Annotated in this window: 18 protein-coding genes and 1 tRNA gene; 4 read left to right on the forward strand and 15 right to left on the reverse strand. The window is 41.4% G+C overall.

The window, feature by feature from the left end:
* Positions 1–7: 7 nt before the first annotated feature.
* From NEE14_RS08200 to NEE14_RS08215, 4 genes are all read right to left on the reverse strand, one after another.
* Positions 8–1633, reverse strand: a complete 1626-nt coding sequence (locus NEE14_RS08200; protein WP_251967788.1) for a RagB/SusD family nutrient uptake outer membrane protein — start codon at positions 1631–1633, stop codon at positions 8–10.
* A gap of 12 nt (positions 1634–1645) precedes the next feature.
* On the reverse strand, positions 1646–4411 hold the full coding sequence (locus NEE14_RS08205; protein ID WP_422394690.1) for a SusC/RagA family TonB-linked outer membrane protein: 2766 nt from the start codon (positions 4409–4411) through the stop codon (positions 1646–1648).
* A gap of 60 nt (positions 4412–4471) precedes the next feature.
* Entirely contained in the window at positions 4472–5014 is a 543-nt protein-coding gene (locus NEE14_RS08210; RefSeq protein ID WP_251967787.1) for an RNA polymerase sigma-70 factor, read from the reverse strand.
* Positions 5015–5270: 256 nt separating this feature from the next.
* Positions 5271–6677: an amidophosphoribosyltransferase gene (locus NEE14_RS08215; RefSeq protein ID WP_251967786.1), complete on the reverse strand. Its 1407-nt coding sequence runs from the start codon at positions 6675–6677 to the stop codon at positions 5271–5273.
* A 398-nt stretch (positions 6678–7075) separates the two neighbouring features.
* Here NEE14_RS08215 and NEE14_RS08220 point away from each other — a divergent pair, with 398 nt between their 5' ends.
* The 4 genes from NEE14_RS08220 (at position 7076) to NEE14_RS08235 (ending at position 11045) form a co-directional block, all read left to right on the forward strand.
* A complete protein-coding gene (locus NEE14_RS08220) occupies positions 7076–9025 on the forward strand; it encodes an alkaline phosphatase (RefSeq protein ID WP_338578835.1) in 1950 nt (649 codons plus the stop codon).
* 237 nt (positions 9026–9262) lie between these two features.
* Positions 9263–9336 (forward strand) — tRNA-Thr (locus NEE14_RS08225).
* Between the two features lie 77 nt (positions 9337–9413).
* Positions 9414–10034 carry a flavodoxin family protein gene (locus tag NEE14_RS08230; protein WP_251967784.1) on the forward strand — a complete coding sequence of 207 codons (621 nt, stop codon included), beginning with the start codon at positions 9414–9416 and terminating at the stop codon, positions 10032–10034.
* Between the two features lie 111 nt (positions 10035–10145).
* Positions 10146–11045 (forward strand): Rpn family recombination-promoting nuclease/putative transposase, encoded by a 900-nt coding sequence (locus NEE14_RS08235; RefSeq protein WP_251967783.1) that lies wholly within the window; start codon positions 10146–10148, stop codon positions 11043–11045.
* Positions 11046–11105: 60 nt separating this feature from the next.
* Here NEE14_RS08235 and NEE14_RS08240 read toward each other — a convergent pair whose 3' ends face one another.
* The 11 genes from NEE14_RS08240 to nusG form a co-directional block, all read right to left on the reverse strand.
* Positions 11106–12062 (reverse strand): N-acetylornithine carbamoyltransferase, encoded by a 957-nt coding sequence (locus NEE14_RS08240; protein WP_251967782.1) that lies wholly within the window; start codon positions 12060–12062, stop codon positions 11106–11108.
* Between the two features lie 17 nt (positions 12063–12079).
* A complete protein-coding gene (locus tag NEE14_RS08245) occupies positions 12080–13741 on the reverse strand; it encodes an AMP-binding protein (RefSeq protein WP_251967781.1) in 1662 nt (553 codons plus the stop codon).
* Positions 13742–13752: 11 nt separating this feature from the next.
* Entirely contained in the window at positions 13753–14307 is a 555-nt protein-coding gene (locus NEE14_RS08250) for a helix-turn-helix domain-containing protein (RefSeq protein WP_251967780.1), read from the reverse strand.
* Between the two features lie 153 nt (positions 14308–14460).
* A complete protein-coding gene (locus NEE14_RS08255) occupies positions 14461–14778 on the reverse strand; it encodes a DUF3467 domain-containing protein (protein WP_251967779.1) in 318 nt (105 codons plus the stop codon).
* Positions 14779–15240: 462 nt separating this feature from the next.
* Complete coding sequence (gene rpoC, locus NEE14_RS08260) at positions 15241–19524, reverse strand: DNA-directed RNA polymerase subunit beta' (protein ID WP_251967778.1); 4284 nt, start codon at positions 19522–19524, stop codon at positions 15241–15243.
* An 83-nt stretch (positions 19525–19607) separates the two neighbouring features.
* Positions 19608–23420, reverse strand: a complete 3813-nt coding sequence (gene rpoB, locus NEE14_RS08265; RefSeq protein ID WP_251967777.1) for a DNA-directed RNA polymerase subunit beta — start codon at positions 23418–23420, stop codon at positions 19608–19610.
* Positions 23421–23528: 108 nt separating this feature from the next.
* Positions 23529–23903, reverse strand: coding sequence for a 50S ribosomal protein L7/L12 (gene rplL, locus NEE14_RS08270; RefSeq protein WP_022454898.1), 375 nt, complete (start codon positions 23901–23903; stop codon positions 23529–23531).
* 42 nt (positions 23904–23945) lie between these two features.
* Positions 23946–24470 (reverse strand): 50S ribosomal protein L10, encoded by a 525-nt coding sequence (gene rplJ / locus NEE14_RS08275; RefSeq protein WP_022454899.1) that lies wholly within the window; start codon positions 24468–24470, stop codon positions 23946–23948.
* Positions 24471–24486: 16 nt separating this feature from the next.
* Positions 24487–25185 carry a 50S ribosomal protein L1 gene (rplA, locus tag NEE14_RS08280; protein ID WP_251967776.1) on the reverse strand — a complete coding sequence of 233 codons (699 nt, stop codon included), beginning with the start codon at positions 25183–25185 and terminating at the stop codon, positions 24487–24489.
* A 15-nt stretch (positions 25186–25200) separates the two neighbouring features.
* Entirely contained in the window at positions 25201–25644 is a 444-nt protein-coding gene (rplK, locus tag NEE14_RS08285) for a 50S ribosomal protein L11 (RefSeq protein ID WP_022454901.1), read from the reverse strand.
* Between the two features lie 67 nt (positions 25645–25711).
* Positions 25712–26254 carry a transcription termination/antitermination protein NusG gene (nusG, locus tag NEE14_RS08290; RefSeq protein ID WP_022454902.1) on the reverse strand — a complete coding sequence of 181 codons (543 nt, stop codon included), beginning with the start codon at positions 26252–26254 and terminating at the stop codon, positions 25712–25714.
* Positions 26255–26258 lie beyond the last annotated feature (4 nt).

Here is a 26258-nt window from a genome sequence, read left to right on the forward strand (position 1 = left end):
TCTTTCTTTAATATCCCGGGTTTTGTGTCAGCTGTTTATTCAGTGTAAGTACATTGTCGGGAATCGGGAAAACAGTGGTATAACCATTTTCTTCTTGCGGTAACTGCGGGCGACTGCTATATGTCCTCGTAAACCGACCAAAGCGAACCAAGTCTTGTCGGCGCCAGCCTTCCCAAGCCAATTCCAACTGACGTTCTGCCAGAATATTCTCAAGCGTGGCTTTCCGTTCCGGCATGCCTGCCCGCCGGCGTACTTCGTTAAGTTCGCTGTCACCATTCTCACCGTTTCTCACTTTGGCCTCACTCTTCATCAGCAGGGCATCCGCATACCGGAAAAGGACAATATCATTGTCAGATAATTTTCCGTCCTTCGTTCCCTGACTATCTACTTCGTATTTCTTCATCCGCGCTCCAGCCGTCTTCTCGGCTGCCAGTCCTGAAAGATCCAGCTGAATATCCCAAGGGAGATATTCCAAGACCGTTCCATTATCCAACCGAACCGTATCACCGTTCAAGTCTAATACAACTCCCGCAAAATAGCAGGCATCAAAGCGGGTATCGACAGAATCCGTTCCGTAACCAAATGTCTGAAGGGCTTCGATAGTAGCACTCGATCCATTCTCGCCTCCCAGTCCATACGCCTTGGCATGATTATAATGACGGGAACGGAAAAGATTCTGCATTTGATTCGTATATAAATTCTTATCCATCGGAATGGTAAAGATGTTCTCTTCCGAACCTTCGTTATAGACTTTGAAGTTATCGGTATAAGCAGGAGAAAGTCGGTAGCCACAGACTGCCAGTGAATCACAATATGCCATCGTTGTTTGCCAGGCATTCAGGGAACGGTCGCCTACCTGAAAATAAATCGACTTTCCATCCGGGCGGGCGGTAGTCGTCCACCGGTCATGCAAATAGACTTCGCAGTTTAATGCCAGTTTAGCCAACAGAAAGAATGCCACCGGGCGCGTTACCCGTCCGTAATAATCACCCGGATAATTACTTCGTTCCAAACTCAAATCGGGTAATGCAGCCTGAAGTTCATCCACGATAAACCGGAAAACCTCACTCCGTTCGCTTTGTTTTACATCTTGCATCGGCGTAGACGACGACAACACCAACGGCACACGCCCGAAAAGATCGACCAAATAATAATAGTATAAGGCACGGATTGCCCGGACTTCCGCCAAATAAGGTGACAACTCGTACTCCGGATGTTGTTTCTGCAAGGTCTGTAAGATTTCCAGGGATTTATTACTTAATACGATCACCTTATACAGATATTCCCAGGTCGCCTGGATCGCGTAATTATTCGTTCCCCAACGATGCAAGAACAATCCTTGCCAAAAACCACCGTCGTACCAGTCGCCGCCTCGTGTCGGAAGCATGGCCTCATCCGTCGTAAACGTATTCAAGTCGTATACGCCACGATACGTTCCTTGCAGACCCTGACTATCACTATTTCCTCCTATATAATTATATAAGGTAGCTACTGTATTCAGATAAATATTGGCTGGCGTATCAAAGGCTTCTTCTTCAGAAATCTGATCACGCGGATGTTCTTCCAAGAATTTACTGCATCCCATTAACAGGAAAAGACTACTTATATATAGAAACAAACTGAACTTCTTCATACCCGACAAACATTAAAATTGGAAATTCAAACCGATTGAATACGAACGGGCCACCGGATAATTCCGTTTATCGTCAACTCCCAGTGTACTGTTCACAATCGAACTATTAATCATTGGCGTCAAACCAGAATAAGCGGTTATGGTTGCCAAATTATTTACAGACGCAGACAAGCGCAAATACCGAATATATTTCTTCAGTTTCCCCAAAGGTACGTTCCAGCCAACTGTCAGATAATCAAAATTGACATAGTCTCCGTTTTCCAACCAATAGTCGGTAGCGGTCTGGTCTTTGATCCGCTGTTCGGGAGCACCTTTCATGACGTTATAGTCCGGGAAACTTCCCATATTCATATAACTCAGTGCCGTTCCATTATAAATCTTGTGTCCGAAAGCGCCATTCATCTGCAGGGAGATATCGAAGTTGCGGTATCGGAAACTGAAGTTCGAGCCCAACGTCGCCTTAGGTGTAGCTTGGCCTGCTACATAACGGTCTTCTCCATCCTCCAGATTTACCCCATTTCCATTCAAGTCCGCCACTTCGTACCGGTAACTGCCGTCGGCCTGTTCCACCAATCCGGTACAATGCGGCAAATAGAAAACACCCAACGACTCTCCTACTATCTGATATACAATATGATTGTTTCCACCGTGAAAACCGGCTCCGTTCAGGCTGGCTATCGGCGTATATTGCGGTGCCGACATATATTGTCCGTTATACATACCGCTCAACGATAACAGTTTATTCTTCTGGAAAGCAACATTCACATTAATATTCAGTTCCATATCTTTCTTTTGAAGCGGAGTGATGCCCAAGCCCAGTTCGACTCCACTATTTTCCATCGAGCCTAAATTGGCCAATAACTTATTATAGGCAAACGGTGGTACACCCACATCATACAGATATAACATATCACTCGTTTTAGCCCGATAATAATCGGCAGCCAAGATCAGACGATTCTGGAAGAAACCGGCATCCAGCCCGACATTGACCGTCCGCTTCACTTCCCATTTCAAATCCGGATTGGCATTTCTGATCACACCCATCGTAACCGTAGGTGCTCCGTTTACCGAAACAACCCCATTCGGTTTCATTAACTGTAAAGAGTTATACGAATCAATGGCTCCTAAATTACCCGATACACCATAACCCGCACGCAGTTTCAGATTATTCAGAAACGAGACGTCTTTCAGAAAACCTTCTTCCGACAAGATCCACGCCAGTGATGTAGAAGGGAAAAATCCCCAACGGTTATTCTCTCCTACTTTCGACGAAGCATCCGCGCGGGCATTGGCCGTCAAGACATACTTTCCGTCATACACATAGTTAATACGGGCCAGGAAAGAAGCCAACCGGGGTGATTCATAAAACGAACCTGTTCCTTCCCACAAGCGGACAGCACCAGCCTGCAAGTTATTATATCCATACTGGTCGGTAGTAAAGTTGGTCACAGTAGTATAAAATCCGGTCAGAATCTTTTTCTGTACTTCCGCCAATCCCAGGACATCCAATTTATGCTTTCCCCAGGTATTAGCATAGCTCAACATCATGTTGCCAAGCAAGTCTTCCGTCTTGTTTTCCCCTTTGTAAGCTTGTCCGTGTGCCCAGACCGAAGTAGGCAGATACTGCGAATTTTCTATGACATTATAAGAATACGAGCCAAAAACAGAAAACGTCAGATGCCGGTTCAGCAACAGAGAAAGTTTCATGTGCGTATTAAAATGGGCATTCGATTCATCATCCTGCACCTCCAGCCAAGCCAACGGATTGGTGATCTGACTGGCATTCGTAATCTGATCCCACGAGCCTGTTTTCACGTTCCGATGATTTGGGAAAGTCGGATTGAATGTAGCCGCCGAATAGAAGGTCTTTTGTTCATCCGTCAGGTAATTATTCTTCTGCAAAGAACCGAACAAACCCATATCCAACTGAAAACGATCCTGAAAGGCTTTCTGCGACAGATTCACCTTCGCCGTAAAATTCTGATACGCATTATTCTGCACCACTTCTTTCCGGTCCATCATACCGATAGAAGCTCGGTAATTGGTTGTATTCGTCCCGCCTCCAAAAGCGATATGGTGATTTTGCATGACTCCCAAACGAGTAATCTCTTCGGGAAAATTCGTCTGGTTGCCTAAATCCAGAATATCCACATTCAGTTGCCGTGCTACTGCCCGGAATTCATCGGCAGAAAGCATTTCCAGATTCTTGTAAACCGACTGAATGCCATAATTTCCCGTATAACTTACCCGAAAAGATTCACTTTTCCCTTTCTTGGTTGCCACCTCAATTACGCCGGAAGCACCCCGAGATCCGTATTGGGCAGTCTCGGACGCATCTTTCAAAATCGTGAAACTCTCAATGTCGGCCGGATAAATCGTATTCAATGCACTCAGATCAGCCGATACCCCGTCAATAATTACCAAGGGATCATTTCCTCCCGTCAGAGAAGTTGTTCCTCTGACACGTACCGACGACAGCATCGCTGCCCGGTTTTCTCCTGAAGAGATACTGACACCCGCCGATTGTCCGCTCAAAGCTTCCAAGGGTGTCGTTACAAATCCTTTATTCATCCGCTTTTCAGAAACCTTATCGACAGCCCCCGATACGGTTTGCTGGCTTCCGACGGCATATCCGACCTTGATTTCTTCGACCCGCAATGAATCTATCCGCAATGTATCTGAAGAGATTAACTCCACTTGTCCCTTCGCGCCCAATGAAAAGCCTAAGAAACAGGCCATCAACAACTGGCGCACCTGTGTTTTAATGGTACGATCCATAAAGCTTTTTATTTCAGAACAAGTAAACTCAAAAGAAAGTTTACTTTCGTTTGCTTAAATTTACAAGAACCAGATCAGCAAAGGCAAATAATCTTTCAAGGCAACGCGAAGGACTTTCAATGATTTGGTAATATGATATTCCACACTTTTGGGAGCCAAGTGCAAGGTTTCGGCTATTTCCTTCACCGACATCTGTTCATAACGGCTCATGATAAAGATCTGACGTGTCTGTTCGGGTAAAGAAGCCAATGTATCCTCCAATATCCGGGTTATTTCAGAAGAAAACATCTCTTCCGGATTACAAGCCTGCAAAGTAGCAATCCGATAAGAAGTATCCCGCATCTGTTTATCGGAGATATTTTCCATCGCTTCCCATTCGATGGCCTGATGCTTCAGGTAATTCAGTGCCCTATTCTTCAGGATAGTCGTCAGCAAGGCCAATGGCGTATTTACCGTCTCCGTCTTCAAAGTCTCCCATAATTGTATCAAAGCCTCTGAAGCAATATCTTCGGCCACCCTGTCATCGCGGACATACGACTTCACAAACAGGAATGACCGCTTATAGTACTCCGTATATAATCCACTGAAACTGATATTATTCATGGCACAAGACGTCTGATCTTCTGATCAAATCCGCGGTAAAGTTAATGAAAAGTTTGTATCAACAAAGGAAAAACGAAAGACTATTTACGTAAAAATTGATTTACTTTTAATTGATTCATCTTAGTGAATTAAACAGATCACCCGGGTGAATCAATCAATTCAGCTATATGAATCAATTAATTCACCCGGGTGATGCAAACGAAAGCTTATTTATTTTTAATTAATTACAGTCTCTTATCCAAGAGTTTATCATGGATTAGAAATGACTGCTTCCATCGAAACAATGCGTACATACCTTGCATTTAGGTAATCCGATCGCTTCAATCAGCGTCTCCAACGTATTGAATTTCAAAGAAGTCAGACCAAAACGCTCAGCAATGATAGAAACCATTTTCTTATATTCCGGAGAATCGGTTGTTGCATACTTGTCCAGATTCTTGTTTTCGTCGCCTTCCAGTTCTTTAATAATACGACGTGTGATCAATTCCAGATCACTCTTGGATGAAGTAAATCCGATGAAAGGACAACCATAAATCAACGGCGGGCAAGCGATACGCATGTGCACTTCTTTTGCTCCATAATCATACAGGATCTTTACGTTATCACGCAACTGGGTTCCACGGACAATAGAATCATCGCAGAACAGAATCCGCTTGCCTTCCAACATCGAACGGTTCGGAATCAGCTTCATCTTAGCTACCAGCGAACGCATCTCCTGGTTTGACGGCGTAAAACTGCGCGGCCAGGTCGGGGTATATTTGGCTATGGCACGATGATAAGGCACTCCTTTTCCTTCTGCATATCCTAACGCCATACCTACTCCTGAATCAGGAATACCGCAGGCACAATCTACTTCCGAATGATCTTTCTGGCCCATCTTGTATCCACAGGCAAAGCGGACTTCCTCCACATTTTTCCCTTCGTAGCTGGAAACCGGGAAACCGTAGTAAACCCACAGGAAAGAACAAATCTGCATACCTTCGTTCGGTTTCCGCATCTGTTCCAATCCGTCGGCCCGCAGGCGGATGATCTCTCCCGGTCCGACAAATTTATCTATTTCATATCCTAAGTTCGGCAGACTGCTTGACTCACTGGTAGCTGCATAGGCGCCGTCTTTCTTTCCGATAATAATCGGCGTACGCCCCCATTTATCACGGGCGGCAATAATACCGTCTTCCGTCAGCAACAGCATCGAACAAGAACCCTTGATCCGGTTATAAACATTTTCAATACCTTCTACGAAATTCTTGCCTTGTGTAATCAAAAGAGCAACCAGTTCTGTCTGATTGGTCTTACCCGAGCTTAATTCTGAAAAATGCATATTGAGATCGAGCAATTCTTTTTCCAGCTCGTCAATATTATTGATCTTAGCAACCGTAACAATCGCGAATTTACCCAAATGAGAATTGATAACGATTGGTTGGGCATCTGTATCACTGATGATACCAATACCTGCATTTCCTACGAATTTAGGCAGAGCTGCCTCAAACTTGGTGCGAAAATAAGAATTTTCCAGATTATGAATCGAACGTGTAAACCCATTTTCCTTATCGTATGTAGCCATACCGCCTCGACGGGTTCCTAAATGTGAATTGTAGTCCGTACCATAGAACAAATCAGTAGCACAGGCCGACTTAGAGATAGTACCGAAAAAACCACCCATTGTGTTTATTCTTATTATTAAGTTTTAGAAATATGGATGCAAAAATACAAAATATCAGTCAGCTGTAAAAAGGCCGTAATCAAAAAACATCTTAACCGCCTCATCTTCCGGATTTCATTGTGTCTGTGAAAAACAAAAATAGGAGAAGAAATGATTCCATTAGCCGTACTCTTTATCTAATAATGAAAGAAAAAACTGACAAATTGACGACATATTACTTTTTATCAAAAGTAGTTGATCCGCATATCCGATTTTTACTATAAATTTGCCAGAAAACAAAGCTGAACAGCTTCGAATAAAATCTTGTCACGAAGATGTAACCTGATAGTCATCGCCCGTTGATAAAAAATCATTTACTTTACATCCTAAAAACAGATAAACAAATGCAACTAAAAAACATGTACAAAAGATGGAGCCTGCTGGCTCTTATTGCAGTCAGTTCTGCCGGATCGCTATTTGCGCAATCCCGCATCTATATTCATTCACACAATGATTACTGCCAGCGTGTTCCTTTTTACCAGGCTTATTCACAACAGGTATATTCCATTGAAGCCGATATTTATACAAATGCCGACGAGACGGGGCTGCTGGTTGCTCACGATCGGGACGAGCTGCCGACTGCTTTAACCATCGACGAGCTTTACATCAACCCGATTGTAACCCAGTTCAAACGTAATCAGGGAAAACCCTGGGCCGATAACGATCATACGCTGCAACTGATGATTGACCTGAAGACGGAAGAACATCCTACATTGGATCTATTGGTAAAGAAACTCCAACAATATCCCGAAGTATTTGACCCGTCGGTCAATCCGAAAGCCGTAAAAGTGCTGATCACAGGTAATACACCGAAACCGGAAGATTTCAAGAACTATCCGGATTTTATCTTTTTCGACGGAAGACCTCAATATGACTACACGCCGGAACAATTGGAACGAATCGGACTAGTCAGTGATTCGTTCGACAAATATTCACACTGGAACGGAAAAGGTGCCATCATTGCTCCAGAAAAAGATAAAATCAACCAAGTCATCCATAAAGTACACAACTGGGGAAAACCGGTCCGCTTTTGGGGAACACCCGACGGGGTAACGGCTTGGAATACATTTCATGACATGGGAATCGATATTATCAATACCGACAAACCAGAACTGTGCTCAGACTTCTTCAAGGACTTCGACCGTAAGAATATGCAACTGGCAGAAAAAACAGTTGTCCAAGTTTCGGAAGAAAAGGCCAGTGCAACCCGTTTGGACAAGGCAACCCGTTCTTTTGAGGGGTTTGACCAATCTTCCAGTTACTTGAATCAGCCGGTTGAAATCTATCAGCCAACTTTCCAATCGGATAATGCCGATCGAACTCCCAAGAATATTATCCTTATGATAGGTGATGGCATGGGACTGGCACAAATCTGCGCCGCCCAGACAGTCAACCAGGCATTGACTATGTTGCAACTGAAACACATCGGCCTGCTTAAGACCCAAGCAAAAGATCAATATACAACCGACTCAGCCGGAGCCGGCAGCTCCATAGCGACCGGACAGCCGACTTGTAACCGTTATATCAGTGCCAATGAAGACGGAAGCATCAATCCTTCCCTAACTGAGATTTTGGCACCACGACAGTATGCCTGCGGTATCGTAACCTTGGGCAATATAGCTGACGCAACCCCAGCGGCCTTTTACGGACATACAACAGAAAGAGACCAAACCGACGAAATTACCCGTTGGCTATTGAAAGGGAATTTATCCTTGCTCAACGGTTCCGGAATGTCGACCCTTACAGACAGGAAAGACGGCATCAACCTCAAAGAAGAATTAGCCAAACAATATGTCATCTCTACCTCGGTCGATGAAATGAATACTAATGGAGACAAGGAAATCTGTGTGGACGAACGGATGGGCAAAGCTACCACTGAAAAAAGTTTGCCTCTTCTGGCAGAAGCTACCCAGAAAGCGATACAGAAATTGAAGAACGCCGGCAGCAAAGGTTTCTTTCTGATGATTGAAGGAGCGAAAGTAGATTATGCCGGCCATGCCAACTTCTTGCCCGGCTCCGTTCTGGAAACGCTTAGTTTTGATCAGGCCGTAGCCGAAGCCCTCAGATTTGCCGACCAGAATGGAGAAACATTGGTAATCGTAACTGCCGATCATGAAACCGGAGGCTTGACACTGGTTGACGGAAACGTAGATAAAAAGAAAATCACAGCCCGTTACATGACCGACGATCACACACCTATCATGGTGCCAGTCTTTGCTTACGGTCCGGGCTCATCCAAGTTCTGTGGAGCTTATCAGAATACAGAAATATTCCACAAAATCCTGGAAATTCTACAAATCAAACCTTGAAAAAGGGACTTCAAAGAAATAGGATACATATTTTAACATAGATATAATATCAGATATGTCAAGCACTTATCACTAAAATAAAACGAAATGAGGAAAAATGCCTTGCAGATTCAGAAATTATATCTACTTTTGCACTCGGGTAAGTCCTACACGGCAAGCTCCCTCGGAATCCCCCAGGACTTGACCGTAGCAAGGGTACTTGGTTGTAGCGGCGCGATGTAGCAAGCTTACCCATCTGCCTCTTTAGCTCAGTTGGCCAGAGCACGTGATTTGTAATCTCGGGGTCGTTGGTTCGAATCCGACAAGAGGCTCAAAGAAAAGCGGGAAAAGAATAATACTTTTCTCGCTTTTTTGTCATTATATAAATTACCTCATAAATATAAGGTCCATGAAAGTTATATTAGTTAACGGAAGCCCACATCACAAAGGATGTACTTTCACCGCTCTACAAGAAATAGAAAAGGAATTACAAGCACAAGGTATTGAAACGGAAATATTCTGGATTGGTATTCGCCCGCTTTCTAGCTGTATGGGCTGTAATTATTGCTTGGAAACAGGTCGCTGCTGCATGGAAGATTCAGTAAATCTGTTTTTAGAAAAAGTTACCCAGGCTGATGGATTCATCTTTGGATCACCCGTTCATTTTGCCTCTGCTACAGGAGCACTGACTTCATTTATGGACCGTGCCTTCTACGGACGTGCCAAATTATTCGCTAACAAACCAGCGGCCGCTATCGCCAGTTGCCGAAGAGGCGGTTCTTCTACCACTTTCGACCAACTGAATAAATACTTTACCATCAGTAATATGCCTGTCGTGTCTTCCAATTACTGGAATACGGTACATGGAAATACTCCAGAAGAGGTAGCTCAAGACATCGAAGGTTTACAAACCATGCGTATTCTTGGCAGAAACATGGCATGGCTGCTCAAATGCATTGAAGCCGGGAAGCAGGCAGGCATCAATCCGCCGGCCTTTGAAGCTCGTACCAATACAAACTTCATCCGCTAAATCGGCCTTAATTGTATAGAAATTAAGCTAATGGACTAAAATAAATCAGGAAATAAAGCCGAGTATCAAAAAAGAATACATAAATTTGTAGGAAACCAAAAAACTATAGCAATGGATAAATATGTACGTTTCGACTGGGCGATGAAGAGAATGCTCCGGGATAAAGCCAATTTTGCTGTCCTGGAAGGTTTACTTACGGTGTTATTGGAAGAACCTATTCACATCCTGGAAATCTTAGAGAGTGAAGGAAATCAACAATCGGAAGATGACAAATTCAATCGCGTAGACATCAAAGCCAAAGACAGCAAAGATGAAATTATTATTGTAGAAATCCAGAATACAAGAGAATTGTATTATCTGGAAAGAATTCTTTACGGCGTAGCAAAAGCGATTACCGAACATATAACGCTCGGACAATCATACCAAGCCGTTAAGAAAATCTACTCCATCAGTATCCTGTATTTTGATATCGGAAAAGGAAGTGACTATTTATATCACGGACAAAACCATTTTATAGGAGTACACACCAAAGACGAACTGGTTATTTCGACCAAACAGGAAAATGCGATTATTCATAAATTACCGGCTAAAATATTTCCTGAATATTACCTGATTCGTGTCAACGAATTCAATCAGGTGGCTAAAACCCCATTGGAAGAATGGATCAGTTACTTAAAAAACGGAGTCATTCGTCCTGACACAACAACTCCTGGTTTGGTGGAAGCGAAAGAAAAGCTTCAATACTATAATATGAGTTCCGAAGAACGACATGCCTATGATGAGCATATCAATGCAATCATGATACAAAACGATGTCTTAAATTCGGCCAAACTGGAAGGTAAAATAGAAGGTCGAGCAGAAGGAAAAATTGAGGGACGAATAGAAGGTATGGCTGAAGGGAAAGCTGAAGAAAAACGGGAAATAGCGAAAAAGCTAAAAGCAATAGGAATCCCCATAGAGCAAATCAAACAAGCTACCGGTTTAAGCAGTGAAGATATTGAACAATTATAAATAAAAAGATAACGCATCCTTTAAGATTTTTCTTAAGAATGCGTTATCTTCATTTTGCCATTATTTTAAACCTTCCAAAATTTTCTTCAAGACGGTTTGTGCTGAAATTTCCCGATTGGCAGCTTCAGGGATAACTATACTCTGAGGACTTTCGATAACATCATCTGTTACAATCATATTCCTACGGACTGGTAGGCAGTGCATAAAATAGGCATTGTTCGTCAAAGCCATTTTCTCTGTATCAACCGTCCAGCTGCGGTCCATATTTATCACCTTACCGTAATTCGGATCCTGATAAGCAGCCCAATTCTTTGCATAAACAAAATCAGCCCCTTCCAAAGCCTTCTTCTGATCATATTCAACTTTGGCATGACCTACAAATTTCGGATCTAATTCATAACCTTCCGGATGAGTAATGACAAATTCATAATCAGTCGCATTCATCCATTCCGCAAAGCTGTTAGGAACAGCCTGAGGCAAAGCTTTCGGATGCGGAGCCCAAGTCATAACAACTTTTGGACGAGCCGTTTTCTTGTATTCTTCGATTGTTATCAAATCGGCAAAGCTCTGCAACGGATGGCGTGTAGCAGCCTCCATACTAAATACTGGACGTCCGGAATACTGAATAAACTGATTCAATATCTTTTCATTATAATCATCTGCTTTATTCTCGAAACGAGCAAACGAACGAACACCAATGACGTCACAATAACAGCCCATCACTGGAATTGCCTCCAAGAGATGCTCTGATTTATCTCCATCCATAATGACGCCACGTTCTGTTTCCAATTTCCACGCACCTTGATTTACATCCAGTACAATCGTGTTCATACCCAAATTCATAGCAGCCTTCTGGGTACTCAGACGAGTACGTAAACTCGAGTTGAAGAAAACCATCAATAGAGTTTTATTCTTTCCTAACTCAGAAAACTGGAAACGATCCTTTTTAATCTCAAACGCTTCTTTAAGGGCTTGTTGTAAATCCCCTAAATCTTGTACACAAGTGAAATTTCTCATTTTAACTGATTCTGTTTTTATTTTACCTGATGATCTTTATCCCGAATCTCTACACGACGAATTTTTCCACTAATAGTTTTAGGCAATTCGTCTACAAACTCAACCACACGTGGATATTTATAAGGAGCAGTCACCCGTTTTACATGGTCCTGCAATTCTTTAACTAAAGCATCACCGGCCTTATCCTTATATTCTTTTGATAAAACAATTGTAGCCTTTACTACTTGCCCTCGGATTTCGTCTGGAACACCTGTTATGGCACATTCTACGACAGCCGGATGCGTCATCAAAGCACTTTCTACTTCAAACGGGCCAATTCTGTATCCAGAACTTTTGATCACATCGTCAGCACGACCAACAAACCAGTAGTATCCATCCTGATCTCTCCATGCCACGTCGCCAGTATAATACAATCCGTCATGCCAAGCTTCTCGTGTACGTTCCGCATCCCGATAATATTCTTTAAATAAACCCAATGGTTTACCATTCTGCGTACGGACCACTATCTGTCCCTGTTCGCCATCTTCTGCAGATGTACCATCCGGACGAACCAAGTCTATTTCATATTGCGGGTTAGGCATTCCCATAGAACCAGGTTTTGGTTCCATCCACGGGAAAGTGGCAATCGTTAGTGTCGTTTCGGTTTGTCCAAATCCTTCCATCAACTTAATACCTGTCAATTTATAGAAAGTCTCATAGACAGCCGGATTCAAAGCCTCACCAGCAATAGTACAATATTGTAATGAAGATAAATCATATTTCGTTAAATCTTCACGAATCAAAAAGCGGAAAATAGTTGGAGGAGCACAAAGAGATGTTATCTTATAATCCTGGATCATGCGAAGCATATCAGCAGGTGTAAACTTTTCGTGATCATAAACAAAGACCGTTGCTCCAGCAATCCACTGTCCATATAATTTACCCCAAACAGCCTTACCCCAGCCTGTATCAGCAATTGTCAAATGCAAGCTGTCACGATGTAAATTGTGCCAATAACAACCTGTTGTAATATGTCCCAGCGGGTAAGTAAAATCATGTGCTACCATTTTAGGATTACCTGTGGTGCCTGAAGTAAAATACAACAAAGAAATATCATCATTGCTGTTTGCATGCACAGGACGAACAAAAGCAGGCACCTGTTCCCACTCTTTATGAAAATCATGAAATCCTGGAGGGACAAACGGACCCACAGAAACCACCTGCTCAATGGTAGGTGATTCCGGCAAAGCATCTTGAATATGTTTGGTAATAACTTCTTCCCCAGCACACACCACCATTTTTATATCAGCAGCATTCGCTCTATAGATGATATCTTTCTTTGTCAGCAAATGTGTAGCTGGAATAACCACAGCACCTAATTTATGCAAAGCTATGATAGAAAACCAAAACTCATAACGGCGTTTCAAGATCAGCATAACCATATCACCTCGCCCAATTCCTAATGACTGAAAATAGGCAGCAGTCTGATCAGTATATTTTTTCATTTCGGCAAATGTAAAGTCAACATGTTCCCCTTTATCATTTGTCCAACATAAAGCTTTTTTCTCAGGTTCCTCTTCGGCCCAAGCATCTACTACATCATAGCCGAAATTAAAGTTTTCGGGTACTTTTACCTTAAAATTCTTTTTAAAGTCTTCTTGTGAAACAAAAGAAGTCTGACCGACAAATCTTTCTAACATAATCTTTTACATTATAAAATAACAGCAAGGAAGCAAACTTTCTCTCCATCCAAAGCTTTCATTCCATGCGGCTGTTGTGAATCAAAATAAATACTATCACCTTCCTCTAAAATCAACTGTTTCCCATTAATTTCAATCATCATCCTACCACTTACGACATAATTGAATTCCTGACCGGGATGAGAATTTCGATATATAGGTTCATCTTCAGGCTTAGGATGAACAGTCACCATAAAAGGATTACACTTTCTCTGAGCAAAACCAGCTGCTAACGACTGATATTTGTAAGCTTTAACTCGTTCTACAGCTACTCCCTTATTTTTACGGGTAATAAAATAAGAGTTCATCTTTGGTTCGTCTCCAAACATCAATGTAGTTAGTTCTACTCCATAAGCTTTGGCAATCTGGTGTAATACACTAACAGAAATATCCACCTGTCCACTTTCTATACGATTATATTCTTCAACAGAAATATGACAAGTCTTGGCAACCTCTTCTGGCGTTAACTCCAGTGCTTCACGCAAGCCGATCAGACGCTCAGCAATTTGTTTAATTTGTTCATCCATGATATATGCTTTATAGTAATGATTTCCAAAGATAAAAAATAAAATAACAAAAATCCAGCAAAATCAATAAACAATTAGCAAATAGGAATATTTATAACACAAAAAAGGGTATATCGTGACCGATATACCCTTCATATGCTTTTATTTAATTCTTCAAGCATCTCCTTTAGGAACGAAATCCTGAAAATTTGCTGTTTTATTTTCAGCCTGAGCTTTACCTGCAGTCATCATTTCTTCGAATTTTCTCAGATTATCCTGTAATGCTAAATATAAACGGTGAGCATTATCCGGAGTTAAAATAATACGACTTTTAACTTGAGCTTTCGGAGCACCCGGAACAACACGAATAAAGTCTAAGATAAATTCTGAAGCAGAATGTGAGATAATGGCTAAGTTAGCATAAGTTCCCTGAGCCATTTCATCAGACAGCTCTACCTGGATTTCATTGTTTGTTGTTTTATTTTCTTCCATGATTGTTAAATATAAAAGTTATACACTGCAAATATACACACTTAATTGGAATAATACGCAAAAAAACAAGAATTGTATAACACTGCAGAATTTCTATTTTCGTACTCAGCAACTTATAAATCAAAAGCGGCTACTTTCACAAGCAGCCGCTTTCCAGTTGTGTTTTTAATTCTCAATTCTTTAGACCAATGTAAAAATACCTTTGTGTTTTCTCTGTTTCGTTTAACGCTCAATACGAAACAGTGTTTAGTGCTAATCAAAATCTTATTGTACTGCAAAAATAAGGAGATTATTTATAGTGACCAAATTATAAGCAAAGAAAATAAACAGTTTATTCTAATTTTTGCGAAATAAATAAATATTCAACTATTGATTCTTAAAAACTGGCTACTCCAAAAAAAATTAGGACAGACTAAAAAGAAAATTAGCCTGTCCTTAATTTAAATATTTCAATAACGAATTTTAGTCTTTATCCATTTCATTGAAATCAACAACATTCTTTCGATTAGCCATAATCCGGTCAAAATCATCTTTTGCACCAACTATTAACTTATCAAACTCACGCTGACCAGTACCAGCCGGAATCAAATGTCCGCAAATAACATTTTCCTTCAAGCCTTCCAAGTAATCAACCTTTCCATTGATAGCGGCTTCATTCAAGACTTTTGTTGTTTCCTGGAATGAAGCTGCAGACATAAAGCTATTAGTCTGCAATGCTGCACGCGTAATACCCTGAAGTATCTGGTTTGCAGTGGCAGGAATAGCGTCACGAACTTCTACCAACTTCATATCACGACGTTTCAACATACTATTTTCATCTCTCAACTTACGAGCAGTGACAATCTGACCTGCCTTCAATGTCTGAGAATCACCTGGATCAGTTACCACTTTCTTACCCCAGATACGATCATTCTCATCCATTACCTCCAGCTTATCGACAACTTGCTGTTCCAAGAATCGTGTATCTCCCGGATCAACGATTTCAACCTTACGCATCATCTGACGGACAATCACCTCAAAGTGTTTATCATTGATCTTCACACCTTGCAGACGGTATACATCCTGGATTTCGTTTACGATATACTCCTGTACTGCAGTCGGACCCATGATTGCCAAAATATCTGAAGGCGTAATAGCTCCATCAGACAACGGCATACCAGCACGAATATAATCGTTCTCCTGAACCAACAGCTGTTTAGACAGCGGAACCATATACTTTTTAACTTCACCTAATTTAGAAGTTACCGTAATTTCACGATTACCACGCTTGATCTTACCAAATCCAACTTCACCATCTATTTCAGAAACGACAGCCGGATTAGATGGATTACGAGCTTCAAACAATTCTGTAACTCGAGGCAAACCACCGGTGATATCACCTGCCTTACTTACAGCACGCGGTATCTTAACCAATACTTCACCAGCCTTGATCGAATCACCTTCTTCTTTAACAACGTGAGCACCCAACGGCAACGAATAATTCTTCAAATAATTACCATTCTCATCAACAATATGAGCAGCAGGAGCTTTTGTCTTATCCTTTGATTCAATAATAATCTTTTCCTTCAGACCAGTTGTTTCGTCACTTTCTACTTTATAAGTAACATTTTCAATGACACTTTCAAACTCAATCTTACCAGAAACTTCAGATACAATCACGGCATTGAACGGGTCCCATTCGATGATAACATCTCCTTTCTTAATAAGATCGCCACTATTGAAGAACAACTTAGAACCATAAGGAATATTATTTGTCATCAAAACGATCTTTGTATTCGGATCGATCAAACGCATTTCAGCCAAACGGCTTACAACGACCTTATATTTCTTGCCATTGTCTTCAGCATCAACAGCACGCAACTCTTCAATGTCCAACAAAGCACTATCATATTTACAAGCTACACTATTCTCGGTTGCGACATTAGATGCAATACCACCGACGTGGAAGGTACGAAGTGTCAACTGTGTACCCGGTTCACCGATTGACTGGGCAGCAATTACACCAACAACTTCACCTTTCTGAACCATTTGATTGGTAGCCAAGTTACGACCATAGCACTTAGCGCAAACACCTTTCTTCGATTCACAAGTAAGCACTGAACGAATTTCTACGCTCTCAATCGGAGATTCTTGTATTTTCTTCGCTGCATCCTCACGGATTTCTTCTCCTGCTTTTACAATAACTTCTCCTGTCAGTGGATGGATTACATCATGGACTGAAACACGTCCCAGAATTCTCTCGTACAAGGAAGCAATTACTTCTTCATTATTCTTAAGTTCTGTACAAACCAAGCCACGCAATGTACCACAATCTTCTTCGTTAATTATCACGTCATGTGAAACATCCACCAAACGACGAGTCAAATAACCGGCATCGGCAGTCTTCAAGGCTGTATCTGCCAAACCTTTTCGAGCACCGTGAGTAGAAATAAAGTATTCCAGCACAGACAAACCCTCCTTAAAGTTTGAAAGGATTGGGTTTTCAATGATCTGTCCACCTTCTGCACCACTCTTCTGCGGTTTTGCCATCAAACCACGCATACCAGACAACTGACGAATCTGCTCTTTAGAACCACGGGCTCCAGAATCCATCATCATGAAAATAGAGTTGAATCCGTCATTATCAGCAGTCAACTGCTTAATCAAGATATTTGACAATTTACTGTTGACATGTGTCCATGTATCGATAATCTGGTTATATCGTTCATTGTTCGTGATGAAACCCATATTATAATTGGCCATAATCTGTTCCACCTCGTCATAACCTTCTTTTACAAGAGCGTCTTTCTCTGGCGGAATAAGAACGTCTGCCAAATTAAATGACAAACCACCTTTAAAGGCCATATAATATCCCAAATTCTTAATATCATCCAAGAACTGGGCAGTACGGGCAACACCACAAGCTTTGATTACTTTACCGATAATATCACGCAATGCTTTTTTACCCAAAACTTCATTCAGATAACCGACCTCTTTAGGAACAAACTCATTTACCATCAAACGTCCCACAGATGTTTCGACCATCTTCTTTACCAGCACACCATTTTCATCCAAATCATCGACATAAACCTTAATTGGAGCATGGATATCCAGTTTCTTTTCATTATAGGCAATAGTAGCTTCTTCCGGTCCATAGAAAATCAGACCTTCACCCTTTGTGCCTTTTCTCAGCTTGGTAATATAATACAAACCAAGCACCATATCCTGTGAAGGCACAGTAATAGGAGCACCATTAGCCGGATTCAGGATATTATGAGAAGCCAGCATCAACATCTGAGCTTCCAATACGGCTTCATTTCCTAACGGCAAATGGACAGCCATCTGGTCACCATCGAAATCGGCATTGAACGCTGTACAAGCCAACGGGTGCAACTGTATAGCCTTACCTTCTATCAATTTAGGCTGGAACGCCTGAATACCTAAACGGTGCAATGTCGGGGCACGGTTCAACAACACCGGATGGCCTTTCATTACATATTCAAGGATATCCCATACAACAGGCTCTTTTCTATCTACAATTTTCTTTGCAGACTTCACCGTTTTCACAATACCACGTTCAATCAATTTACGGATAATAAACGGCTTATACAATTCGGCTGCCATGCCTTTAGGCAGACCGCATTCGTGCATTTTCAATTCAGGACCAACAACGATTACAGAACGAGCCGAATAGTCAACACGCTTACCCAGCAAATTCTGACGGAAACGTCCTTGTTTTCCTTTCAAACTATCAGATAAAGATTTCAACGGACGATTGGCATCTGTCTTAACGGCACTCGACTTACGTGAATTATCAAACAAAGAGTCGACCGCTTCTTGAAGCATACGCTTTTCATTACGTAAAATAACTTCAGGAGCCTTGATATCAATCAATCGCTTCAGACGATTATTACGTATAATTACTCGACGATACAAATCATTCAAATCCGAAGTGGCGAAACGGCCTCCATCCAGCGGAACCAACGGACGCAACTCTGGCGGAATAACCGGAATTACTTTCATAATCATCCATTCCGGTTTATTTTTACCCTTAGAAGCACGGAAAGACTCTACAACCTGCAGACGTTTTAACGCTTCATTCTTACGCTGCTGAGAACTGTCTGTGCTGGCACGATGGCGCAACTCATACGATAACGAATCCAAATCCAGCCGTGTCAATAAATCATATACGGCTTCAGCTCCTATCTTCGCAATGAACTTATTTGGATCAGAATCTTCCAACAGCTGATTTTCTTTTGGCAGATTATCCAGAATTTCCAGATATTCTTCTTCAGACAACAAATCCAATTCAGAAACGGTATCTACACATCCTGGCTGGATGACTACATAACGTTCATAATAAATAATGGCATCCAGTTTCTTGGTTGGCAAACCTAACAAATAACCGATCTTGTTAGGAAGAGAACGGAAGTACCAGATGTGAGCAATAGGAACAACCAAATGTATGTGTCCCATACGTTCACGACGGACTTTCTTTTCAGTAACTTCCACACCACAACGATCACAGACAATACCTTTGTAACGGATACGCTTATATTTACCGCAATGACATTCATAATCCTTGATAGGACCAAAAATACGTTCACAGAACAAACCATCACGTTCCGGTTTGTAGGTACGATAGTTAATCGTTTCCGGTTTGAGCACTTCACCACTTGAATTTTCCAAAATTTCTTCAGGCGAAGCCAAACCAATGGTTATTTTAGTAAAGTTACTCTTTATCTTGTTATCTTTTCTAAAGGCCATATTTTGTGTTTATAAAGAGTTATCAATTGATAAAAGTAGACAAGTCAATATACGACTCGCCTACTTTAATATTATGTGATTTATTATTCCAAAGTCAAGCTTAAACCAAGACCTCTCAATTCATGAAGCAATACATTCAGAGATTCAGGAATACCAGGCTGTGGCATCGGATCACCCTTAACAATTGCTTCGTAAGCTTTAGAACGACCTACTACATCATCAGACTTGATTGTCAAAATTTCCTGCAGTACATGAGCAGCTCCAAAGGCTTCAAGTGCCCAAACTTCCATTTCTCCGAAACGCTGACCACCAAACTGAGCCTTACCACCTAATGGCTGCTGAGTAATTAATGAATACGGACCAATTGAACGTGCGTGCATCTTATCGTCAACCATGTGTCCCAACTTCAAGAAGTAAGTCACACCCACTGTTGCTGGTTGGTCAAAGCGCTCACCCGTACCACCATCATACAAATAAGTCTTACCATAACGTGGAATACCAGCCTTATCAGTCCAAGCATTCAAGTCGTCCAAAGATGCACCATCAAAGATAGGCGTAGCAAATTTGACATTCAGATTGCGGCCTGCCCAACCCAATACAGCTTCAAAGATCTGTCCTAAGTTCATACGAGAAGGCACACCTAACGGATTCAAACAGATGTCTACAGGAGTACCGTCTTCCAAGAATGGCATATCTTCCTGTCGTACAATCTTTGATACGATACCTTTATTACCGTGACGACCGGCCATCTTATCACCCACCTGGATCTTACGTTTTTTTGCGATGTAAACTTTAGCCATCTGAACGATACCTGTAGGCAATTCATCACCGATAGTCAAGTCAAACTTCTTACGACGCAACTCAGCATCCAATTCCTTATATTTCTTCAGATAATTCAAGATTACTTGTTTTATCAGCTCATTCTTGGCATCATCATTTGTCCATGCGCTTACCTGAATAGCATTAAAGTCCAATTCTTCCAAAACGCGACGAGTGAACTTAGCACCTTTCGCTATGATTTCAGAATTCATATAATCTTTAACACCCACAGAAGTCAAACCATCAGTTAATGTCATTAACTTATTAACCAAAATGGTCTTCAGTTCAGCCATCTTTGCTTCGTATTCTTCATCCAACTTCGGTAAAACAGCCTTTTCAGTAGCCTTTGTTTTACGCTTTTTAACGGCTTTAGAGAACAACTTAGTGTCAATAACCACACCACGCAAAGAAGGAGTTGCTTTCAAAGATGCATCTTTAACATCACCAGCTTTATCACCAAAGATAGCGCGCAACAGTTTTTCCTCTGGAGATGGATCTGATTCACCCTTCGGTGTGATCTTACCAATCAAGATATCACCCGGTTCGATTCGTGCTCCTACCCGGACAATACCTCTTTCATCCAAATCCTTAGTGGCATCTTCACTTACATTCGGTATATCAGAAGTAAGCTCTTCCATACCACGTTTAGTCTCACGCACTTCCAGGATGTATTCATCTACGTGGACTGAAGTAAAGAAGTCTTCACGAACCATACGTTCGTTCAACACAATGGCATCCTCGTAGTTATATCCCTTCCAAGGCATATATGCTACTTTAACATTCTTACCCAAAGCTAATTCGCCATTTTCAGTTGAATAACCTTCAGTCAGAATATCTCCCGCTTTCACGCGTTGACCCCGATGACAAATTGGGCGCAAGTCAACGGTTGTAGACTGGTTTGTCTTACGCCATTTCGGAATATTATATGTTTTAACCGCATCTTCGAAGCTGACAAATTCTTCATCTTCTGTACGGTCATATTTTATCTTAATGCAAGTCGCATCCACAAATACGACTTCACCTTCACGCTCTGCAATAATTTGCGTACGCGAATCACGCGCAACCTGTGCTTCAATACCCGTACCAACAATAGGGGCATCCGTTCTTAACAAAGGTACTGCCTGGCGCATCATGTTAGAACCCATCAATGCACGGTTCGCGTCATCATGTTCCAAGAAAGGAATCAAGGACGCTGCAATTGAAGCGATCTGTGTCGGTGAAACGTCCATCAGATTTACCTCTTCCGGTGATACTACCGGGAAATCAGCTTCCAATCTGGCTTTAACTTTATCGCGTACAAAATGACCTTCATCATCAAGCGGAGCATTTCCTTGAGCGATAATCTTTCCTTCCTCTTCTTCCGCTGTATAGTATTGTAATCCTTCTTCAGAGAAATCTACCTGAGCATTGGTTACACGGCGATAAGGCGTTGCAATAAATCCAAGATCATTAATCTTTGCATACACGCAAAGAGAAGAAATCAATCCGATATTTGGACCTTCAGGCGTCTCAATAGGACACAAACGGCCATAATGGGTATAGTGAACGTCACGTACCTCAAATCCGGCACGATCTCTTGACAAACCACCAGGACCTAAGGCTGACAGACGACGTTTATGTGTTATTTCAGCCAACGGGTTTGTCTGGTCCATAAATTGAGACAGAGCATTGGTTCCGAAGAATGAATTAACAACTGAAGAAATCGTCTTAGCATTAATCAGGTCAATCGGAGTAAATACTTCATTATCGCGCACATTCATCCGTTCACGGACTGTACGTGACATACGAGCCAAACCAATACCGAACTGATTGTATAATTGTTCACCGACTGTACGAACACGACGGTTGCTCAAATGGTCGATATCATCTACAATCGCTTTCGAATTGATCAGTTCAATCAAATATTTAATGATTTCAATGATATCCTCTTTTGTCAATACCTTAATATCTTCACTGATAGAAAGGTTTAATTTCTTATTAATACGATAACGACCTACATCGCCCAAGTCATAACGCTTTTCAGAGAAGAACAGATTCGTAATGACTTCACGGGCACTGGCTTCATCAGCCGGTTCAGCATTACGCAGCTGACGATAAATATAAAGCACAGCCTCCTTTTCAGAGTTACTTGGGTCTTTCTGTAACGTATTATAAATAATTGCATAGTCAGACAAGTTCTGGTCCTCGCGATGCAACAGAATGTTCTGTGCACCCGATTCAAGAATTGCGTCTATGTTATCGTCGTCGAGAACAGATTCACGATCAACAATCACATCATTACGTTCAATAGAAACAACCTCGCCCGTATCTTCATCAGCAAAATCTTCTACCCATGTTTTCAACACACGAGCAGCCAACTTACGGCCAACCAGTTTTTTCAAATTGGCTTTCGTTACTTTAACTTCTTCAGCCAAGTTAAAGATTTCAAGAATATCTTTATCGCTTTCGAAACCGATAGCTCTTAAAAGAGTGGTTACTGGCAATTTCTTTTTACGATCGATGTATGCGTACATCACATTATTAATGTCAGTAGCAAACTCAATCCAAGATCCTTTAAAAGGAATAATACGTGCAGAGTACAACTTCGTACCGTTAGCATGCACACTTTGTCCAAAGAATACGCCCGGCGAACGATGCAACTGCGATACCACAACACGTTCTGCACCATTAATTACGAAAGTACCCCGTTCAGTCATATATGGGATCGGTCCCAAATATACATCCTGAATAACCGTATCAAAATCTTCATGATCCGGGTCAGTACAATACAATTTTAATTTCGCTTTTAATGGGACACTATATGTTAAACCCCGGGAAATACATTCATCTATTGAATAGCGAGGCGGATCAATATAGTAATCTAAGAACTCCAACACGAAATTGTTACGTGTATCTGCAATAGGGAAATTTTCAGCAAATACTTTATACAAACCCTCCTTCTTTCTTTTCTCTGGAGGCGTGTCGAGTTGCAGGAAGTCTCTAAAGGACTTCAATTGCACTTCGAGGAAATCTGGATATGGTAAAGAATTCTTTATCGAAGCAAAATTAACTCTTTGATTTACATCTGTTGAAGACATCTAGTAACGATTTTATTGAACTTATTGAAATTATAGACACAAAAAGGTTAAGAATCTCCGTCTCCGAAGATTCTTAACCAACTCCCTGATTACCAGGTTTTTGAAATATTAGTTAAGCTCAACTTCTGCGCCAGCGTCTTCCAAAGCCTTCTTCAAAGCTTCAGCATCTTCTTTTGAAATGCCTTCTTTAACTTTGCTAGGAGCTGCGTCTACTAAGTCTTTAGCTTCCTTCAAACCAAGACCACAGTGTTCCTTAACGGCCTTAACAACCTGTAATTTAGCTGCACCAGCTGATTTCAGGATTACATCGAAAGAAGTTTTTTCTTCTACAGCAGCAGCGCCTGCAGCAGCAGGACCAGCAACAGCTACAGCTGCAGCAGCAGGTTCGATACCATATTCTTCTTTCAGAATTGTTGCCAATTCACTAACTTCTTTTACGGTCAGGTTTACTAATTGTTCTGCAAAAGCTTTCAAATCTGCCATTTTTGTATGATTTAAATGATTATTTTTTACTTGATTAATTTATTATTTTCTTTCTTCCAAGGTCTTTAACAAGCCGTGGATAGTTTGTCCTGATGACTGCAAAGCAGAGATAACATTCTTTGCCGGAGATTCCAACAAAGCGATAACGTCTGCAATAAGTTCGTTTTTGCTCTTGATATTTACCAAAGCTTCCAAAGATGAAGCGTCGTAGAAGCTTTCCTGTACATATGCAGCTTTCAACTGAGGTTTACCTTCACCCTTTGTATCCTTAGTAAATTCTTTGATCAGGCGAGCGGGAGCATTAGCAACTTGTGAAAACATCACAGCTGTATTGCCCTTTAATGCTGTATACAGAGGTGAAAAATCACCTTCTACATTTTCAAGTGCTTTCTTAAGCAAATTGTTCTTAACAACCACCAGCTTAACATCACTCTTGAAGCATTCTCTTCTCAGACGGCTTGTTGTTTCAGCATCGATAGCTTCAATATCCGTCAAATAGAAGTTAGGATACTCCTGCAATGTAGCAGTAAGTTGTTCTATAATTACACCTTTATCTTCCTTTCTCATTGTTGTTCAATTGTTTTTAAAGTTCATCAACTGATTTTGGGTCAATTTTAATACCCGCACTCATAGTACTTGAAAGATAAATGCTCTTTATATATGTACCTTTAGCAGCAGACGGCTTCAATTTAATCAAAGCTGAAATAAATTCCTTTGCGTTGTCGCGAATCTGATCAGCACTAAATGAAACCTTACCGATTGATGTGTGAACAATACCTGCTTTGTCAACCTTGAAATCGATCTTACCCTGCTTAACTTCTTTTACAGCGTTACCGATTTCGTTAGTAACTGTACCACTCTTAGGGTTAGGCATCAAACCACGAGGACCTAATACACGACCCAGAGCACCAATTTTACCCATGATTGACGGCATAGTGATGATTACGTCAACATCAGTCCAGCCACCTTTGATCTTATTGATATATTCATCCAAACCTACATAGTCAGCACCTGCTGCAGTAGCTTCTGCTTCCTTGTCTGGAGTACACAATGCAAGAACCCGAATCTGCTTACCAGTTCCATGAGGCAATGAAACAACACCTCTTACCATTTGATTGGCCTTACGGGGATCAACTCCTAAACGGACGTCTACATCTACAGAAGCATCAAACTTGGTAGTAGTAATTTCCTTTACCAAAGCAGCAGCTTCTTTCAATGAATAAGTCTTCCCAGCTTCAATCTTACCTAAAGCCAACTTTTGATTTTTTGTAAGTTTACTCATTTCAATTGAAGTTTATTAATTATTACCCGGGAATGCCCCTTTAACAGTGATACCCATACTTCTAGCTGTTCCGGCAACCATCTTCATGGCTGATTCAACAGTAAAGCAGTTTAAATCTTGTAACTTGTCTTCTGCAATTGTTTTTACCTGATCCCAAGAAATTTCTGCAACTTTCTTACGATTCGGCTCAGCAGAACCACTCTTCACTTTTGTAGCTTCCAACAACTGAACTGCTACTGGAGGAGTTTTAACGACAAAGTCGAAAGACTTATCAGCATAGTAAGTAATTACTACAGGTAATACCTTACCAGCCTTGTCTTGGGTTCTGGCATTAAATTGCTTGCAAAACTCCATAATATTAATACCCTTAGAACCTAAGGCCGGTCCTACTGGGGGAGAAGGGTTTGCTGCTCCTCCTTTAATTTGCAATTTGATTTGTCCAGCAACTTCTTTAGCCATTTTCTAAAAATTTTAGATATATAACATCAATAACCGAAAGAATAAGTACTTTTCGTAACCAGAGCTCTTATTCTTTCTCCACTTGCATATAACCGAGCTCAAGAGGGGTTTTCCGTCCGAAGACTTTAACCATCACCTTCAGCTTCCGTTTCTCGGCATTGACTTCTTCGATGATACCACTAAATCCGTTAAACGGACCAAAAGTGATCTTCACATTCTCACCCACTACAAATTGGATATCCATATCTTCGGGCTGTTCCTGCATTTCATCAACCGTACCTAAAATACGATTAACTTCTGCCGGACGAAGAGGAACCGGATTATCCGATCCACCTAAAAAGCCGATGATATTGGGAATGTTTCTCAATCGATGAGCTACCTCTCCCACCAAAGCAGCTTCTACTAATACATAACCTGGCAGATAAGCACGTTCTTTCATTACTTTCTTCCCGTTACGGACTGTAAAAGTCTTTTCAGTAGGGATCAACACCTGCGATACGTACTCTCCTAAATCAGTATTCTTTATTTCAGCTTCCAGATACTCTTTCGCCTTGTTTTCCTTCCCGCTGATAGCACGAAGAACATAAAATTTCTTTTGAACGTCAGACATACCC

The organism is Parabacteroides sp. AD58, from assembly GCF_023744375.2.
In the GTDB taxonomy this organism is placed as follows: domain Bacteria; phylum Bacteroidota; class Bacteroidia; order Bacteroidales; family Tannerellaceae; genus Parabacteroides; species Parabacteroides absconsus.